Here is an 18,106-nt window from a genome sequence, read left to right on the forward strand (position 1 = left end):
TTCCCAGGTGCGGGCCCCACTGCGGGCACTGCCAGGCGTCAGCGCATCGAACCCGTGCGCAGCAGCGTGCGGATGACGCGCATCGCGACCGACAGGCTGGACAGCTCGTAGTTGTCCGAACCCCTTATGTCGTCGAGGGTGCTCTTCGCGCGGTTCAGCAGGGTGCCGTTGAGCTCCGCCCAGGCGCTGTAGCGCTCCTCCGGGGTGGCGCCCTCGGGGCCGCAGGCCAGGATGTCGGCGGTCAGCGCCGCGTGCGCCGCGAAGAGGTCCTCGCGGATCGCGGCCCGGGCCATCGACGACCAGCGGTCGGTGCGGGGCAGGTCGATGATGCGGTCGAGCAGGTGCGAGATCTGCAGGCGGTCGCCCAGGTCGTAGTACAGCTCGGCGACGTCGGCGACGTCCTTGCCCGAGCGGTCCGCGACCTCGGTGATGTCCAGCGTCGGGAAGGTGGAGGACAGGCCCGCGATCCGGACGGCCAGCTCCTCCGGCACCCCGGCGCCGGCGAGGTCGCCGTACACCTTCTCGTACCAGGCCAGGTCCTCGCCGCGCAGCGGCTTGGGCAGCGAGCCCCAGACCTGGTTGACCCGGTCGTGGAAGAACTCGATGGTGCCGGCGATGTCGAGCGGCTGGCGGCGGTTGTTGAGCATCCACCGGGTGGCGCGCTCGACGAGGCGCCGCGAGTGCAGCCGCATCTTGGTCTGGACGCGCGCCGGGACCTTGTTGTCCAGGCCCTCGATCTGCGCCCAGATCTCCTCCAGGCCGAAGACGGCCCGCGCCGCGGTGTGCGTCCGGGCGATCTCCTCGTACGTGGCGCCGGTCTCCTCCTTCAGGCGGAAGGCGAAGGTGCAGCCACCGCGGTTGATCGTGTCGTTGACGATCAGCGTGGTGATGATCTCGCGGCGCAGCGCGTGGTTGTCGATCGCGTCGGCGAACCTGGTCCGCAGGGCGCTGGGGAAGTACTCGTGCAGCGCGGTGCGGAAGTACGGGTCGTCGGGCAGGTCGGTGGCGAGCAGCTCGTCGGCCAGGATGATCTTGGTGTAGGCGAGCAGGACGGACATCTCGGGCTGCGAGAGCCCGCGGCCACCCTGCTGGCGCTCACGGATCTGGCGCTCGGCGGGCAGGAACTCCAGGCCGCGGTCGAGGCGGCCGGCCGCCTCGAAGCGGTTGATCATCCGGGCGTGGACGTTGACCATGCTGTGCGCCTGGGCGACGGCGTTGGCCAGGACGACGTTCTGCGCGTAGTTGTTGCGCAGCACCAGGTGGCCGACCTCGTCGGTCATCTCGGCGAGCAGGGCGTTGCGCTGCTTGACCGTCATGTCGCCCTCGGCGACGACCTGGTTGAGCAGGATCTTGATGTTGACCTCGTGGTCCGAGGTGTCCACACCGGCCGAGTTGTCGATGGCGTCGGTGTTGATCCAGCCGCCGCTGCCCTCGGGGCCGCCCACGGCCGCGTACTCGATGCGGCCCAGCTGGGTGCAGCCGAGGTTGCCGCCCTCGCCGACGACGCGGGCGCGGACCTGCTCGCCGTTGACGCGGATGGCGTCGTTGGCCTTGTCGCCGACCTCGGCGTTGGTCTCGGTCGACGCCTTGACGTAGGTGCCGATGCCGCCGTTCCAGAACAGGTCGACGGGCGACTGGAGGATGGCCTTCATCAGCTCGGCCGGGGTGAGGCGGGCCTCCTGGACACCCAGCACGGCCCGGACCTGCGCGCTGACCTGGATCGACTTCGCCGAGCGGGGGAAGACCCCGCCGCCGGCCGAGATCAGCGACTTGTCGTAGTCGTCCCAGGAGCTGCGCGGCAGCTCGAACAGGCGGCGGCGCTCGGCGTAGGAGACGGCCGCGTCCGGGTTCGGGTCGAGGAAGATGTGGCGGTGGTCGAAGGCGGCGACCAGGCGGATGTGCTCGCTGAGCAGCATGCCGTTGCCGAAGACGTCACCGGACATGTCGCCGATGCCGACGACGGTGAAGTCCTCGCTCTGGGTGTCGACGCCGAGCTCGCGGAAGTTGCGCTTGACCGACTCCCAGGCGCCGCGGGCGGTGATGCCCATGCCCTTGTGGTCGTAGCCGGCCGAGCCGCCGGAGGCGAAGGCGTCGCCCAGCCAGAAGCCGTACGACTCCGCGACGCCGTTGGCGATGTCGGAGAAGGTCGCGGTGCCCTTGTCGGCGGCGACGACGAGGTAGGTGTCGTCCTCGTCGTGGCGGACCACGTCGGCCGGGTGGACGACCTCGCCGGCCACCAGGTTGTCGGTGATGTCCAGCAGCGCCGAGATGAACGTCTTGTACGAGGAGACGCCCTCGGCCAGCCAGGCGTCGCGGTCCACCGACGGGTCCGGCAGCTGCTTGGCGACGAAGCCGCCCTTGGCGCCGACCGGCACGATGACGGTGTTCTTGACCATCTGGGCCTTGACCAGGCCGAGGATCTCGGTGCGGAAGTCCTCGCGCCGGTCGGACCAGCGCAGACCGCCGCGGGCGACCTTGCCGAAGCGCAGGTGCACGCCCTCGACCTGCGGCGAGTACACCCAGATCTCGAAGGCCGGGCGCGGGGCCGGCAGGTCCGGGATGGCCTGCGGGTCGAACTTCATCGACACGTAGGAGTGCCACTCGCCGGAGCCGTCGTGCTGGAAGAAGTTGGTCCGCAGCGTGGCCTTGATGAGGTTCAGGAAGGAGCGCAGGATGCGGTCCTCGTCCAGCGAGGCGACCTCGTCGAGCGCGCCGGACAGCTCCTCCAGGATGCCCTCGGTCAGCTCGTCCGCGCCCAGCCGGTGGCTCGGGCTGAGCCGGGCCTCGAACAGGTTGACCAGCAGCCGGGTGGTGTGGGTGTTGTTGCGGAGCGCGTCCTCCATGTAGTCCTGGGAGAACGTGGAGGACGCCTGGCGCAGGTACTTGGCGTACGCGCGCAGCACCATCGCCTGGCGCCAGGTCAGCCCGGCGGTGAGGACCAGCTCGTTGAAGCCGTCGTTCTCGGCCTTGCCGGTCCAGGTGGCGGCGAAGGTCTCCTGGAAGCGCTCGCGGGCCTCGTCGGGGAGCTCGGTGGCCTCGCGCAGCCGCAGGCCGAAGTCGTACACCCACGCGGTGGTGCCGTCCGAGCGGCGCAGCGCGTACGGGTGCTCGTCCAGCACCTCGACGCCCAGGCGCTGCAGCACGGGCAGGACCTCGGTGAGCGAGATCGGGCCGCCGACGCGGTAGATCTTGAAGCGGCGCTCGTCGTCGCCCGCGCCGACCGGCTGGTACAGGTTCAGGCGGAAGTCGCCCTCGCCGTGCAGCGACTCGATCTGCTTGATGTCGGCGACGGCGGTGCGCGGCGGGAAGTCGGCGCGGTAGCCGTCGGGGAAGGCGTTGCCGTACCTGTGGCCCAGCTCGGCGGCCTTCTCCTCGCCCAGCTCGATGTGCAGCTGGTCGTGGAAGCCGTCCATCCAGAACCGGGCGGCCTCGGCCAGGCGGTTCTCGATGCGCTCGATGTCGCTGTCGGTGAGCTGCGGCAGCGCGGTGCCGGGGGCGACGCGGACGACGAAGTGCAGCCGGGTCAGCACCGACTCGGTGGCGTACACCGTGTAGTCGATGGTGGCGCCGTTCAGCTCCTCCTTGAGGATGTCCGTGATCAGCAGCCGGATGCGCGTGGTGTAGCGGTCGCGCGGCAGGTAGATGAACGCGGAGAAGTAGCGCCCGTACTCGTCCTGGCGCAGGAAGAGGCGCAGCTTACGGCGTTCCTGCAGGTAGAGGACGCTGGTGGCGATGGAGAGCAGCTCGGAGGCCGAGGTCTGGAAGATCTCGTCCCGGGGGAAGGTCTCCATGATCTGCAGCAGGTCGCGGCCGTCGTGGCTCTCGCTGGAGAAGCCGGAGTCGTCCAGCACCTCCTGCACCTTGCGGCGCACCACCGGGATGCGGGTGACGGACTCGGTGTACGCGGCGGAGGAGAACAGGCCGAGGAAGCGGCGCTCGCCGATCGGCTCGCCGGCGGCGTTGAACTTCTTCACGCCGACGTAGTCGAGGTAGGCGGGGCGGTGCACGGTGGAGCGGCTGTTGGCCTTGGTGAGGACGAGCAGCTTCTTCTCGTGCGCCTTGGCGCGCACCGGCGCGGAGAGCCGGCCGAACGCCTCGGAGACGGGGTGGTGGGCGCTGTCGTGGCTGTGCGGGTCGGAGCGCAGGATGCCCAGGCCGGTGCCGGCGACGGCCTTGAGGACCTCTTCGCCCTCGTGCTCGACGAGGTCGTACTCGCGGTAGCCGAGGAAGGTGAAGTGGTCGTCGGCGAGCCAGCGCATCAGCTCCCAGGCTTCGCCGACCTCCTGCTCGGGCAGGGCGGCGGGGGGCTCCTCGGCCAGCTCGTCGGCCAGGCGCAGCGCGCTGTCGCGCATCTTGCCCCAGTCCTCGACGACCTCGCGGACGTCACCGAGGACGCGGCGCAGGCTGGTCTCGATGGTGCGCAGGTCCTCGCGGTCCGTCTCGCGGTCGATCTCGATGTGCATCCACGACTCGACGGTCGCGTCGGCGGGCCACTCGGTGCCGGCGGCCTGGCTGCGGGAGCAGGCGTCGATGTCGAGGATCTCCAGCAGCTTGCCGGTGATGTCACGGCGGACGAGCAGCTGCGGGTGGATCACGATGTGGATCGCGCGGTCCTGGCGGGACAGCTCGTTGGTGACGGAGTCGACCAGGAAGGGCATGTCGTCGGTGACGACCTCGACCACGGTGTGGCCGCAGGACCAGCCGTTCTCCTCGACCGAGGGGGTGTGGACCCGCACCTCGGCGGTGCCCTGGGGGCGCTTGAGGCCCAGGCGGTAGTGGGAGGCGGCCGCGCCGTACACGTCGACCGGGTCGCGGTCGACCAGGTCCTCGGGCGCGGTGTGCAGGTAGTAGTGGTGCAGGTACGCGGTCAGAGCACCGTTGCTCAGACCCTCCCCCGGCGCCGCTCCCCCCACCTGGCTGTTCTCAGCGGCTGCGGCTGCCTTCTTGAGCAGTTCGGCCTTGGCTGCGTCCAGCTTGGTCTGCATGACTTCTTGGCTCCTGTCGCGCGCCGTTGCGTGACTCGGTGGTGTGTGGATGAACACCGACGGGTCTATCGCAATCCTGCCGCACCTTCCGACTGAAAGGGGCTCATGGCACGCATGAAACGCCCGCACAGTGGGTAGGACGGTTCGTCCTGCGAAAGCCACCCGACGACGCCAGCCAGCCTAACCGGATCAATCGAAGGTGCACAGGTACAGGTAGGCACAAAGATGCAGGATGTCCGGGCCGTCCTGGACACCATGTCCAAACCGGAGGCTGATGTTCGCTTTCAGCCCATATGGGGGTAACCGGATGTGGTCGGAGGGACGAAGGTCTCCTTGATCGCCCGCGCCGAGGTCCAGCGCAGCAGGTTCTGCGCGGCGCCCGCCTTGTCGTTGGTCCCGGAGGCCCGGGAGCCCCCGAAGGGCTGCTGGCCGACGACGGCCCCGGTGGGCTTGTCGTTGATGTAGAAGTTGCCCGCGGCGAACCGCAGCTCCTCCACGGCCTGGGCGATGGCGTAACGATCCTGCGCGATCACCGAGCCGGTCAGCCCGTACGGGGCGCCGGAGTCGACGCGGCCCAGCACGTCCTCCCAGCGGGAGTCCTCGTAGACGTGGATCGCGAGGACCGGGCCGAAGTACTCGGTGCGGAAGATCTCGCCCCGGTGGTCGGAGGAGACCAGGACGGTCGGGCGGACGAACCAGCCGATCGCGTCGTCGTACTGGCCCCCGGCCGCCAGCTCGACCGTCGGGTCCGCCTTCGCCCGGTCGATCGCCGTACGGATCCTCTCGAAGGCCCGCTTGTCGATCAGGGCGCCCATGAAGTTCGACAGGTCGGTGACGTCGCCCACCGTCAGGGCGTCGACCTCGGCGAGGAACTCGTCCTTGATCCGCTGCCAGAGGCTGCGCGGCAGGTAGGCGCGGGAGAGCGCCGAGCACTTCTGGCCCTGGTACTCGAAGGCGCCGCGGACCAGGGCCGTCCTGAGGATGTCCGGGTCGGCCGAGCGGTGGGCCAGCAGGAAGTCCTTGCCGCCGGTCTCGCCGACGATCCTCGGGTAGGTGCGGTAGCCGCCGATGTTGGCGCCGATGGTCTGCCAGAGCGACTGGAAGGTGGCGGTGGAGCCGGTGAAGTGCAGCCCGGCCAGCGCCGGATCGGCCAGCGCCACCGGGGAGACCTGGAGGCCGTCGCCGGTCACCAGGTTGATCACCCCGGGCGGCAGGCCCGCCGCCTCCAGCAGCCGCATCAGGTGGTACGCGGCCAGGGTCTGGGTCGGCGCGGGCTTCCAGACCACGGTGTTGCCCATCAGCGCGGGGGCGGTGGGCAGGTTCCCCGCGATCGCCGTGAAGTTGAACGGGGTGACGGCGTAGACGAAGCCCTCCAGCGGGCGGTGGTCCACGCGGTTCCAGACACCGGGCGAGGAGACCGGCTGCTCGGCCATGATCCGCCGGGCGAAGTGGACGTTGAAGCGCCAGAAGTCGATCAGCTCGCAGGCGGAGTCGATCTCGGCCTGCTGGGCCGTCTTGGACTGGCCGAGCATCGTGGCCGCGTTCAGCGTCTCCCGCCACGGACCGGCCAGCAGCTCGGCCGCCCGAAGGAACACCGCCGCCCGGTCGTCGAAGGAGAGCGAGCGCCACTGCCGCCCGGCCGCCAGCGCCGCGTCCACCGCCGCCCTGGCGTCCTCCCGGGTGGCGTTGCCCAGCACCCCCAGCCTGGCGGCGTGGTGGTGCGGCTGGACGACGTCGATCCGCTCACCCCCGCCGAAGCGCTGCTCGCCGCCGATCGTCATCGGCAGCGGCACCGGCTCGGCCGCCAGCTCGTCCAGGCGCCGCACCAGCCGGGCCCGCTCGGGGGTGTTCGGCGCGTACGTGAGGACCGGCTCGTTGACCGGCGTCGGCACCTCGGTGACTGCGTCGATGGGCATGACGGCTCCGTCCTGGCGGCTGGTGGCGGGGGATCACTCCAGCCTGACCAGGAGGGACGCGATCCGCCCGTTCAGACACGCGGACGGGGGGCGGGGGGCCCCCCCCCGCCCCCCGCCGGGCCCCCCCGGGGGGGGGGGGGGCGCCCCCCCCCCCGCCCCCCGTCCGTGTCCGCCGATCAGGCGGTGAGCCGCCCGGCCAGCTCCACGGCCTCGGCCAGGCTGTCCACCACCGGGACGCCGATCGGCTCCAGCTTCTCCCTGGTGTGCGAGCCGCCGGTGTACAGCACCGCGTGGGCGCCCGCCGCCAGCGCCGCCAGGGCGTCGTCCGCGGCGTCGCCGATCAGCACCGTCCGGGCAGGGTCCACCCGCCCGCCGAGCCCGTCCAGGTGCCGGACCAGCGACTCGGCCTTCTTCCCGCCGGCCGGGCCGCTGCGCCCGTCGATCCGCAGGAAGCGGTCGGTCAGCCCGAAGGCGTCGACCAGCGGCACCAGCTTCTCGTGCTGGTACATCGACAGCAGCGACTGGCTGTTGCCCGCCGACTCCCAGCCCGCCAGCAGCTCCCGCACGCCCTCGGTCAGGTCGCAGGCGGGGCTGAGCTCGACGTACCGCTCGTGGAAGGCGAGGTCCAGGCCCCGCCACTCCTCCTCGGAGGGCATCCGGCCGAGCAGCCGCTCGTAGAACCGCGGGATCGGGATCTCGTACCGCTCCCGGTACTCCTGCATGGACATCGGGCCGACCCCGATGGTCGCGAACGCGGCGTTGCTCGCCCCGAGCACCGCCTCCATGTCGTGGAAGAGCGTGCCGTTCCAGTCCCAAACGATGTGAGTGCGCACGAGGTCATACGTTAAACGGCTCGGCCGGGACCCGGGTAGGACGGGCGTCACTGGGGGCGTTACCGGGGGGCGTCACTGCTGGAAGGGGCTCAGCTCCCAGGCGTTCGCGCCGATCGGGTAGTGGTACTGCGGCCGGCCCTTGAGCGCGCTGGTGCGGAACGGTTCGCCGTCGCCGAGACCGACGGAGAGCGTGCCCTTCCGGTTGCCGCTGGACCACTCCAGTTCCAGGTACCAGCTGACGTCGTGGGACCTGGTCTCGGCGTTGACCTCGATGACCTCCGGATCCCGCTCGCTCACCTTGAGCGGCAGTCCGCTCCTGCCCCCGCTCACGACCGGACGGGGGCGGGCCGCGTCCAGGTCGAGGTCGTACGACTGGAGGCCGACCCCGCCGCCGCAGCCCTCTCCCACGGCGTAGGCGTTCCAGGGCAGCGGGGCCGCGATCCGGGCGATGCGGACGTTGAGCGCGGTCAGCACCACGGTCTCGCTGCCGGTGCCCTGCACCGTGAGCTTGATGGACTGGTACTGGCCGGGGACCGCCCCGAGCTTGGAGGCCCAGCCGGGGACGTCCAGCACCTCGGGCGGGCGGGGGACCTGCGACGGCGGGCGGTCGACGAGGAACCGGTCGCACTCGGAGTCCCAGCCGGAGGGGCGGACGGCGACGGTGATCGGTGCGCTCTCGCCCCGGTCGGTGGCGGTCGGCGTGGCGCCGGGGGTCGACGGCGGGGCCGCGGATCCGGCCGACTGCCCGGGGCCGCCGCCCGAGCCGGTCCCGCGATCGATGGCGACGGCTCCGACGGCGGCGAGCACCGCGGCGGCCGCGACGGCCGCGAGGACGCCCCGGCGCACGCGCCGCCGCTTCGGCGCGGCGGAGGTGCGCGCGGCCGGCCGCGCCTCCGGTCCGGCCACCGCCTCGGCTTCCGGTTCCGGTTCGGGTTCGGGTTCGGCTTCCACGTGCGGCTCCGGTGCCGCGGGGGCGGCCGCCTGCCGGTTCCCCCGCGCCGCGTCGGCGGCGACCCACAGCCGGTAGAGCTCGGCGTGTTCCTCCGGTGTCGCCCGGCACACCCGCGCGAAGCGCTCCAGGGACGCGAACTCCACCGGCGTCGCGTCGCCGTTGCAGTAGCGGTGCAGGGCCGACGTACTCACGTGCAGCCGCTTCGCCAGCGCGCCGTAACTGAGCCCCGACCGGCTCTTCAGCTCCTGGAGCAGCCCCGCGACCGCGTCCGCCCCCGTCGACTCCCCGATCCCCTCCGGCACCGGTCCTCCCCCCGCTCGTGCCCCGTCCCAACGCCCCGCCGAGGCGTCCCAGGCAGGTTACGTCTCCCCTGCTCAAACGCGGTAGGGGCGTCCCCGCATCCCTGATCACCGGCCCACCGTTGCGGCCGGGACGAACCGGCACGGAAGCTGACGCCGAACACCGAGAGGGAGCGAACCTGTGAGCACTGTACGGACGGCCCCGGCCGCGATACGCACCAACGACCGTCTCCGCCGCGGTGCGGTGGCACTGGCGATGGGCGGGGTCCTGCTGATGTCCGCGGCCTGCGGCGACGACAAGGACAAGGCCCCCGAGGCCGCACCCGCCACCGCCGCGACAGCCGCCACCGACGCGCCAGGCGGGGACGCCACCGCGGCGGCGCCGAAGACCTCGGCCGCGGTGCTGAACGTGGAGCCGAAGGACGGGTCCCAGGCGGTCGCACCGACCGCGCTCCAGGTGTCCGTCTCCCAGGGCAAGCTCACCGCCGTCGCCGTGACCGACAAGAACGGCAAGGCCGTCCAGGGCTCGATCACCCCGGACGGCACCGGCTGGAAGCCCTCCGCCGCGCTCGCCCCCGGCACGGCGTACTCGGTGAACGCCCAGGCGAAGGACGCCGCCGGTCTGGTCTCCGCGATCACCAGCGCCTTCACCACGGCGGCGGCCGGCAAGCAGGTGTCCACCAACGACAACATCGCCGACGGCCAGACCTACGGCGTGGGCATGATCGTCAAGGTGGACTTCAGCAGCAAGGTCGTGAACAAGGACGCCGTCGCCAAGGCCATCACCTTCGAGACGGACAACGGCACCGAGGTGAAGGGCCACTGGTTCGGCGACAACCGGCTCGACTTCCGCCCGGCGGACTACTGGAAGCCGAACACCAAGGTCACCATCCACTACCGGCTGAAGAACGTCGAGGTCGCCCCCGGCGTCTGGGGCGACGTCGACAAGGACGAACCGTTCATCATCGGCCGCTCCCAGATCACCACCGCGGACTCCGCCAAGCACCAGATCACGATCGAGCGGGACGGCAGGTCCACCACCGTGCCGGCCACCCTCGGCGACGCCCAGCACCCCTCCTGGGGCGGAATCATGGTCATCATGTCCAAGGAGCCCATCACCCACATGGACTCCCAGACCGTCGGCATGGGCAGCGAGTACAACATCCCCGACGTCCCCCACGCGATGCGGCTGACGCGGAGCGGCACCTACCTCCACGGGAACTACTGGTACAAGGGCGACCCGTTCGGCACCGAGAACACCAGCCACGGCTGCATCGCCCTCAAGGACGTGGAGGGCGGCCGCGACACCTCCCCCGCGGGGTCGTTCTACAACGGCTCGATGATCGGCGACGTCGTCAGGATCGTGAACACCAAGGAGAAGACCGTCGCCCCCGACAACGGCCTCGGCGGCTGGAACCTCACCTGGGCCCAGTGGTAGCAGCCGCCGGTAGGGCGGCGGCGGGGCGGACCGCGGGTCGTCACCCCAGGAGCGCGGGGATCTCCTGGGTCGCGAACCAGAGCAGGTCGTGGTCCTCGGCGCCGTCCACGGTGAACTGGGCATCCTGGTCGCCCGCGTCGGCCGCGGCCACCGCCGCCACCGCCGCCGTGACGTCGGCGAGGACCTCGGCGTCGGCGACGTCGGCGTGCACGGAGGCCGCCTTCGCCAGCTTCACGGGCCCGGCCAGCACCACCCGGCCGAGCGACGCCTGGTCCTGGTACTCGTCGCCGGGGAAGGGCCGCACGGCCGAGTCGGCCACGTCCAGCGCCACCACGACGCGGCGGCGCGGGGCGTCCGCGTCGGCCGCGAGCAGCCGCAGCGAGGACTGGGCGGCCCGGTTCAGCGCCGCGTACTCCAGCTCCTCCAGGTCGTCGCTGACGTACCACTCGCGCAGCGCCGGGGTCACGGCGTAGGCCGCCGACTCGTCCAGGGCACCGCCCTGGTGCGCCGCCGCCAGGCCGTTCAGGGTGGTGGGCACGTACACGCGCATCGGTGGCACTCTCCGGTCTCGTCCAGCGGCACAGCTACTCAGCGCCCCAGAATAAGCGCTGTGATCACCTACCGGGCCGCCCGCAGCACCTCGCGGGTGGTCCGCAGGGCGCTCTCCAGCACCTCACCCCGGCGGGCGGGGTCCATCATGTTGGGGCCGATGACCGCCAGATCGGCCGGGGTCGGGGCGAGCAGCCGCACCCGGACGCCCTCGGCCCGCAGCAGCGCGGCCTCGCGCAGCAGCTGCCGGGTGACGGAACGGCGGTAGCGGCTGACCAGCTGCGCCAGCACCCCGCGCGGGCGGTCCCGCCCGCGCCACTCGCGCAGCGCGGCCAGGGTGCCGCGCTCGCCCGCGCCCGGCCTCGGGGCCAGCCGCAGGGCCATCGGGGCGAGGACGTACACCTCCTCCAGGCCCCGGCCGAGCAGCAGGTCGGCGTTGGTGGCGGACCAGCAGCCGCCGTCCACGTACGCCGAGCCGTTCAGCCGCACCGGCGCGAACCAGCCGGGGATGGCGCAGGAGGCCGTCACCGCCTCCGCGGCGGAGGCGGCCGGGGCGTCCGGATCACCGAAGACCACCCGGTGGCCAGTGCGGTAGTCCACGGCGGCCACCCGCAGCGGCGAGGCGCCGCCCTCCGGCAGGGGCGCCGTGCCCAGCAGCCCCCGCACCAGCTCGCCGACCGGCGCCAGGGAACCGCGCCCGTGCGGCGCCACGGCCGAGACCATGGTCAGCAGCGGGTACTCCCCCGGGTGCCGCACGGCCTCGCGCAGCAGCCCCGGCGAGCCGATCCCGGCCCGGGGGCGGGGCGGCAGCGCGCCGCCGACGGCCGTGTCGTAGTCGAAGTCCACCCCGGCCAGCGGGCCCTCGGTGATCGGCAGGCCCCGCTGGTGATCGCGCAGCTGCTCGGGGCGCACCCCGGCGGTCAGCAGCGCGGCGAGGATCGAGCCGGCCGAGGTGCCCAGCAGCAGGTCCGCCTCGCCCGGCGGGCGTCCGGCCGCCTCCTCGACGGCGCACAGCGCGCCGACCGTCCAGGCCGCGCCGAGCATCCCTCCGCCGCCGAGGACCAGCGCGCGCCGGGGCGGGCCGGCCGAGGGCGGGGCCTCGCCCGCCACCGCCGGGGCCGGCATCGCCGCCACCCGTGTCGTCATTCCGGCCGCCCGTCCTCGTGCCGCGCCCCCGGTCAGGCTCCGATCCTGCGCGCCCGCGCCCGCCCGGCGCAACGCGGCGGGCCACCCGGGGGCCACCCGGTCCGCCGAACCCGGCGTCCCCTTTCCGGGTCGTACGGCCCGCCGGGGCCCGTCAACCGCGTGCCGGGCGAGCGGGCGCCCGGCCAGGCGCCGCATCCGTCGATTCGCCCGGATAGGTGAACTCGGCACGGATTCCCACGGGCTCGAAAACGCATTGCCGCCTCGTCCGGACGCCCTCCAGCCTGAACCTCGTCCGTACCCGCACCGCCCTGCACCGCCCTGCACCGCCCTGCACCGAGCAGCACCGTGCAGCACCGACCGCCCCGGGAGCCCCCGTGACCGCCCGCCTCAACCGCCTCGCCGCCCGCCCGCACCTCCACCCGCGCGCCTCCGACTGCGACCGGGCCGGGCGCCGCCCCCTCCACCCCCGCGCCGCCTGCGCGGCCGCCGTCGCCCCGCCGGACGACCGGGACGACGACGGTGCCCGCGCCCTGGCCGCCCGCTTCGCCCACCAGCTCGTCGAGGTGCTCACCGGCACCCGCCCCTCGGGCCAGCTGATGCGGCACACCACCCTGGACGGCTACGGGCAGCTCGCCTCGCTCGTCCGCGTCGGGGCGCTGCGCCGCGGCGGCCCGGCCGACCGGCCCCGGCTCGGGCCGGTGCACGACCGCTCGCCCTCACCCGGCGCCGTGGAGGCGTGCGTACGGGTCGACCTCGGCCGGCGCCAGCACATGGTCGCCTTCCGCCTGGAGCGCCGCGGCCCCGCCGGGCAGTGGCGGTGCACCGCCGTGGAGGCCCGGTGAGCGCGCTGCTGACACGCCCCCGGTACGAGGGGTACGAGACGGCGCAGGGCGCCGTCCCCGTGGGGGAACGGCGCCCTGTACGGCGTCCTGCGGGCCTGCCACCGACCTCGGGGGCCCGGCGGCGGGGCTCAGCCCTTGCGGCGGCGGCCCTTGGCGGACCGGGCGGCCTTGCGGCGCTCGGCGCGGGTCAGCCCGTCGCCCTCGTCCTCCGGAGCCAGGTCGTCGAAGTCACCCTCGACCACACCGCCGCCGACCTCCTCCGAGGGGGCCGTGTAGTGCAGCCGCTTCGGCTTCGGGGCCTCCAGGCCCTTGGCCTTGATCTCCGGGCGGGCGGCCGCGGCGTCCTTCTCCAGCTTGTCGAGCACCACCTCGGCGTCCTCGACCGGGACCTCCTGGACCTGCTGCTCGACGGAGATCTCCACGTTGAACAGGTAGGCGACGGACTCCTCCTTGATGCCCTCCATCATCGCGGTGAACATGTCGAAGCCCTCGCGCTGGTACTCGACCAGCGGGTCGCGCTGCGCCATCGCGCGCAGGCCGATGCCCTCCTGGAGGTAGTCCATCTCGTAGAGGTGCTCGCGCCAGCGGCGGTCCAGCACGGCCAGCACCACGCGGCGCTCCAGCTCGCGCAGGATCTCCTCGCCGAGCTGGTCCTCGCGGGCGCCGTACTGCGCCTGGACGTCCTCCTGGAGGACCTTGATCAGGTACTCGGGGGTCAGGCCGGACGGGCCGCCGACCTCCTCCTCCAGCTCCGCCAGGTCCAGGGAGACCGGGTAGAGCTGCTTGAGCGCCGTCCAGAGCTTGTCGAGGTCCCAGTCGTCCTCGAAGCCCTCGCCGGTCGCGGCCCGGACGTACGCCTCGACGGTGTCGTCCATGAAGTGGGTGATCTGCTCCTGGAGGTCCTCGCCCTCCAGGACGCGGCGGCGCTCGCCGTAGATGACCTCGCGCTGGCGGTTGAGCACCTCGTCGTACTTCAGGACGTTCTTGCGGATCTCGAAGTTCTGCTGCTCGACCTGGGTCTGCGCGGAGGCGATCGCGCGGGTGACCATCTTGGACTCGATCGGCACGTCCTCGGGCACGTTGGCCATCGAGAGCACGCGCTCGACCATGCCGGCCTTGAACAGGCGCATCAGGTCGTCGCCCAGCGACAGGTAGAAGCGGGACTCGCCCGGGTCGCCCTGACGGCCGGAGCGGCCGCGCAGCTGGTTGTCGATGCGGCGGGACTCGTGCCGCTCGGTGCCGAGGACGTAGAGGCCACCGGCCTCCTTGACCTCCTCCTGCTCCGTCTTGACGGCGGCCTTGGCCTTCTCCAGCGCGTCGGGCAGCGCGGCCACGTACTCGTCCGGGTTGTCCGTCTCGGTCAGCCCGCGCTGCGCCAGCTCGGCGGCGGCCAGGTGGTCGGGGTTGCCGCCGAGCATGATGTCGGTGCCACGGCCGGCCATGTTGGTGGCCACGGTGACGGCGCCCTTGCGGCCCGCCTGCGCGACGATCTGCGCCTCGCGCTCGTGGTGCTTGGCGTTCAGCACCTCGTGCGGGATGCCGCGCTTGCGCAGCTCCTGCGACAGGTACTCGGACTTCTCGACCGACACGGTGCCGACCAGCACCGGCTGGCCCTTCTCGTGCTTCTCGGCGATGTCCTCGACGACGGCGGCGAACTTGGCCGGCTCCGACTTGTAGATCAGGTCGGGCTGGTCGATGCGCAGCGGGTCCTTGTTGGTCGGGATCGGCACGACGCCGAGCTTGTAGATCTGGTGGAACTCGGCGGCCTCGGTGGTACCGGTACCGGTCATGCCCGAGAGCTTGTCGTACAGGCGGAAGAAGTTCTGCAGGGTGATGGTGGCCAGGGTCTGGTTCTCGTTCTGGACCTCCACCCCCTCCTTGGCCTCGATCGCCTGGTGCATGCCCTCGTTGTAGCGGCGGCCGGCCAGGATGCGGCCGGTGTGCTCGTCGACGATCATGACTTCGCCGTTCATGACGACGTAGTCCTTGTCCGCCTTGTAGAGCTCCTTCGCCTTGATGGCGTTGTTGAGGAACCCGACCAGCGGGGTGTTCACCGACTCGTAGAGGTTGTCGATGCCGAGGTAGTCCTCGACCCGGGTGACGCCCTCCTCCAGGATGCCGACGGTGCGCTTCTTCTCGTCGACCTCGTAGTCGCGGTCGATCTTCAGGCGCAGCACCAGCTTGGCGAAGTCGGCGTACCACTTGGTCGCCTGGTCGGCCGGGCCGGAGATGATCAGCGGGGTGCGGGCCTCGTCGATGAGGATCGAGTCGACCTCGTCGACGATCGCGAAGTTGTGGCCGCGCTGGACGAGTTCCTCCTGCGACCAGGCCATGTTGTCGCGCAGGTAGTCGAAGCCGAACTCGTTGTTGGTGCCGTACGTGATGTCCATCCCGTACTGGCGCTTGCGCTCGGCGGGCGTCATGTTGCCCAGGATCACGCCGACTTCGAGGCCGAGGAAGCGGTGCACCCGGCCCATCCACTCCGAGTCGCGCTCGGCGAGGTAGTCGTTGACGGTGATCAGGTGCACGCCCTTGCCCGTCAGCGCGTTGAGGTACGCGGGCAGGGTGCCGACCAGGGTCTTGCCCTCGCCGGTGCGCATCTCGGCGACGTAGCCGTAGTGCAGGGCGGCGCCGCCCATGAGCTGGACGTCGTAGTGGCGCTGGCCGAGCACGCGCTTGGCCGCCTCGCGCACGGTCGCGAAAGCCTCGGGGAGGATGTCGTCCAGCGACTCGCCGTCCGAGAGCCGCTGCTTGTACTCGTCGGTCAACGCGCGCAGCTCGGCGTCGGTGAGGTTGACGAAGTCCTCTTCGATGGAGTTGACCTGGGCAGCAATCCGCTGCAGCTTGCGAAGGATCTTGCCTTCGCCGGCGCGCAGGATCTTGTCGAAGACGGACACTTGAGCGGGCTCCTTGCCTGTATTGGCACTGGACGACTGCACGGGGGGTCCACCCCACCGCACGGGCCATCGTATGCGAGGAGTCCAATGCCCCGGGAGGTGCGTCAGCACGCTATTCCCGTGTCACCCGCGCGAGCACATGAGCCGATAGCCCCGCCCACCGGGGCAAAACGGTCGACGCGGCGAGGAGTTGGACGGATAACCGGATGACCGTCTTCCCCGCTCGGCGAAATAATCCGTTCATGGAAGCACTCCCCACCGAACCCCCCCGCCCGCCCGTCACCCTCACCACCGAGCGCCTCGTCCTGCGAGCCCCTCTCGAGGAGGACGTCGACGCGATCTTCGCGGCCTGCCAGGACGCGGAGATCCAGCACTGGACGGTCGTCCCCGTCCCGTACCGGCGCGAGGACGCCGAGTTCTTCGTCCGCAAACTCGCGGTCGACGGCTGGCGCACCGGCGACAACCGGATCTGGGGCGTGTACGAGCGCGCGACCGGCGCCCTGGTCGGTGCCCAGGGCATCGTGCTGCGCGCCGACGACCGGGGCGCCGGCGAGATCGGCTGGTGGGCCGTGAAGGAGTTCCGCGGCCGGGGCTACACCACCGAGGCCGCGCGCGCCGTCGCGGAGTACGGCCTGCGCGAGGGCGGCCTGCGCCGCCTGCAGTGGCTCGCCTACGTCGGCAACGAGGGCTCCCGCGCGGTGGCCGAGAAGGTCGGCTTCCGCTTCGAGGGCACCATGCGCGCGTACGCGGAGCAGCGCGGCGTCTTCCACGACTCCTGGGTCGCCTCGCTGCTCCCCGCCGACCTGGAGGACTGACCCGGAGGAACGGCCGGGCGAGCCGGCCCGAGTACCGGCCCAGGCGAACCGGCCCGAGGACCGGCCTGAGAACAGGCTTGAGAACAGGCCTGAGGACCGACCGGTCCCGCTGTCGGTGCCCCCGGCTACGCTCCGCGGCATGACCGCCGCAGCCCCCGCGCCCGTGACCGTCCTTTCCGCCGACGACGCCCGCAGGATCGCCCTGCGGGCCCAGGGCCTGATGGGCGCCCCGGACCGCCGCTCCGGGGTGCGCGGGGTGCTGCGGCACCTGGGCGCCGTCCAGCTGGACACCATCTCCGTCCTGGCCCGCTCGCACGAGCTGGTGCCCTACGCCCGGCTCGGCGCGGTCGGCCGCCCGGCCGTCGAGGCCGCGTACTGGGGCGCGGGCACGAGCTTCGAGTACTGGTCGCACGCGGCCTGCATCCTGCCCGTCGAGGAGTGGCCGCTGTTCGCCTTCCGGCGGCGCCGCTACCGCGACCGCGGCCGGGTGTGGAACCACCAGGTCACGCCCGAGACGTACCGGCACGTGCTCGACAAGCTGCGCGCCGAGGGCCCGTCGACCTCCACCGAGCTGGGCGGCGCCAAGAAGACCAGCGAGTGGTGGGACTGGTCCGACACCAAGATCGCCGTCGAGCGGGCGCTGGCCTTCGGCGACGTGGTGTGCACCGACCGCCGCAGCTGGAAGCGCGTCTACGCCCTGGCCGAACAGGCCATCCCGGAGGCCCTGTTCGGCCAGGAGCCCGAGGACGCGGACTGCGTGCGCACCCTGGTCGCCCAGGCCGGCGCCGCGCTCGGCGTCGCCACCCGGGCCGACCTCCAGGACTACCACCGGCTGCGCGCCGAGGAGTTGGACGCGGTGCTCCCCGACAGCGGCCTCGTCCCGGTCGAGGTGGCCGGCTGGGGCCCGAACGGCGCCCCCGCCCCGGCCTGGGCCGACCCGGCCGCCCTGGCCACCGCCCCGCGCGGGCGCCACCGCACCACGCTGCTCTCGCCGTTCGACTCGCTGGTCTGGGACCGCCCCCGCACCGAACGGATCTTCGGCATGACGCACCGGCTGGAGGCGTACACGCCCAAGCACAAGCGGGTGCACGGCTACTTCGCGATGCCGCTGCTGGCCGGCGGCCGGCTGGTCGGCCGGGTCGACCCGGCCCGGGAGGGACGCACCCTGGTCGCCCGTCAGGTCTCGCTGCTCGAAGGCCGCGGCGACGCGGGCGGCGCCCGGCACGTGGAGGCGCTGGCCACGGCCCTGCGCGAGGCGGCCTCCTGGGTCGGCTGCGACTCGGTGCGGGTCGAGACGCTGCACGAGGAGCGGCTGCGCCCGGCCCTGGAGAAGCTGCTCGCCGGCTGACGGGGGCCGCCCCGCCCCCGGGGGGGGGGGGGGCGGGCCCCCGGCCCCCCCCCCCGGCGGGGCCCCCCCCCCCCAAAGGTCGGACT

At 72.3% G+C, this 18,106-nt stretch carries 11 protein-coding genes; 4 read left to right on the forward strand and 7 right to left on the reverse strand.

Translation table 11 applies throughout. The annotated features are described in order from the left end of the window. Positions 1-38 precede the first annotated feature (38 nt). The 4 genes from ACIBCA_RS28770 to ACIBCA_RS28785 all read right to left on the reverse strand — a co-directional run bounded on the left by ACIBCA_RS28770 (position 39) and on the right by ACIBCA_RS28785 (position 8,988). Positions 39-4,985 (reverse strand): NAD-glutamate dehydrogenase, encoded by a 4,947-nt coding sequence (locus ACIBCA_RS28770; RefSeq protein ID WP_396285915.1) that lies wholly within the window; start codon positions 4,983-4,985, stop codon positions 39-41. Positions 4,986-5,269: 284 nt separating this feature from the next. Then, entirely contained in the window at positions 5,270-6,895 is a 1,626-nt protein-coding gene (gene pruA, locus ACIBCA_RS28775; RefSeq protein ID WP_396285946.1) for an L-glutamate gamma-semialdehyde dehydrogenase, read from the reverse strand. A gap of 182 nt (positions 6,896-7,077) precedes the next feature. Next, complete coding sequence (locus tag ACIBCA_RS28780) at positions 7,078-7,734, reverse strand: HAD family hydrolase (RefSeq protein ID WP_396285916.1); 657 nt, start codon at positions 7,732-7,734, stop codon at positions 7,078-7,080. A 72-nt stretch (positions 7,735-7,806) separates the two neighbouring features. Further along, the gene (locus ACIBCA_RS28785; RefSeq protein ID WP_396285917.1) at positions 7,807-8,988 is read right to left on the reverse strand and encodes a helix-turn-helix domain-containing protein; all 1,182 of its coding nucleotides are present in this window, start codon (positions 8,986-8,988) and stop codon (positions 7,807-7,809) included. Between the two features lie 178 nt (positions 8,989-9,166). On the opposite strand from ACIBCA_RS28785, the gene ACIBCA_RS28790 reads away from it, so the two are divergent. Next, positions 9,167-10,423 (forward strand): Ig-like domain-containing protein, encoded by a 1,257-nt coding sequence (locus ACIBCA_RS28790; protein WP_396285918.1) that lies wholly within the window; start codon positions 9,167-9,169, stop codon positions 10,421-10,423. A gap of 40 nt (positions 10,424-10,463) precedes the next feature. On the opposite strand, the gene ACIBCA_RS28795 is transcribed toward ACIBCA_RS28790, so the two are convergent. Beyond that, positions 10,464-10,973 (reverse strand): DUF6912 family protein, encoded by a 510-nt coding sequence (locus ACIBCA_RS28795; protein WP_396285919.1) that lies wholly within the window; start codon positions 10,971-10,973, stop codon positions 10,464-10,466. A 68-nt stretch (positions 10,974-11,041) separates the two neighbouring features. Next, positions 11,042-12,118: a patatin-like phospholipase family protein gene (locus tag ACIBCA_RS28800; protein WP_396285920.1), complete on the reverse strand. Its 1,077-nt coding sequence runs from the start codon at positions 12,116-12,118 to the stop codon at positions 11,042-11,044. 374 nt (positions 12,119-12,492) lie between these two features. On the opposite strand from ACIBCA_RS28800, the gene ACIBCA_RS28805 reads away from it, so the two are divergent. Then, the gene (locus tag ACIBCA_RS28805) at positions 12,493-12,960 is read left to right on the forward strand and encodes an Rv3235 family protein (RefSeq protein WP_396285921.1); all 468 of its coding nucleotides are present in this window, start codon (positions 12,493-12,495) and stop codon (positions 12,958-12,960) included. A 128-nt stretch (positions 12,961-13,088) separates the two neighbouring features. Here ACIBCA_RS28805 and secA read toward each other — a convergent pair whose 3' ends face one another. Then, positions 13,089-15,857, reverse strand: a complete 2,769-nt coding sequence (gene secA / locus ACIBCA_RS28810; RefSeq protein ID WP_396285922.1) for a preprotein translocase subunit SecA — start codon at positions 15,855-15,857, stop codon at positions 13,089-13,091. A gap of 242 nt (positions 15,858-16,099) precedes the next feature. Between secA and ACIBCA_RS28815 the strand changes: the two genes are divergently transcribed. After that, positions 16,100-16,672 carry a GNAT family N-acetyltransferase gene (locus ACIBCA_RS28815; protein ID WP_396285923.1) on the forward strand — a complete coding sequence of 191 codons (573 nt, stop codon included), beginning with the start codon at positions 16,100-16,102 and terminating at the stop codon, positions 16,670-16,672. A 139-nt stretch (positions 16,673-16,811) separates the two neighbouring features. Continuing rightward, on the forward strand, positions 16,812-18,020 hold the full coding sequence (locus ACIBCA_RS28820) for a winged helix-turn-helix domain-containing protein (protein ID WP_396285924.1): 1,209 nt from the start codon (positions 16,812-16,814) through the stop codon (positions 18,018-18,020). The last annotated feature ends 86 nt before the right edge of the window (positions 18,021-18,106 follow it).

The organism is Kitasatospora sp. NPDC051170 (assembly GCF_044455705.1).
Lineage (GTDB): Bacteria > Actinomycetota > Actinomycetes > Streptomycetales > Streptomycetaceae > Kitasatospora.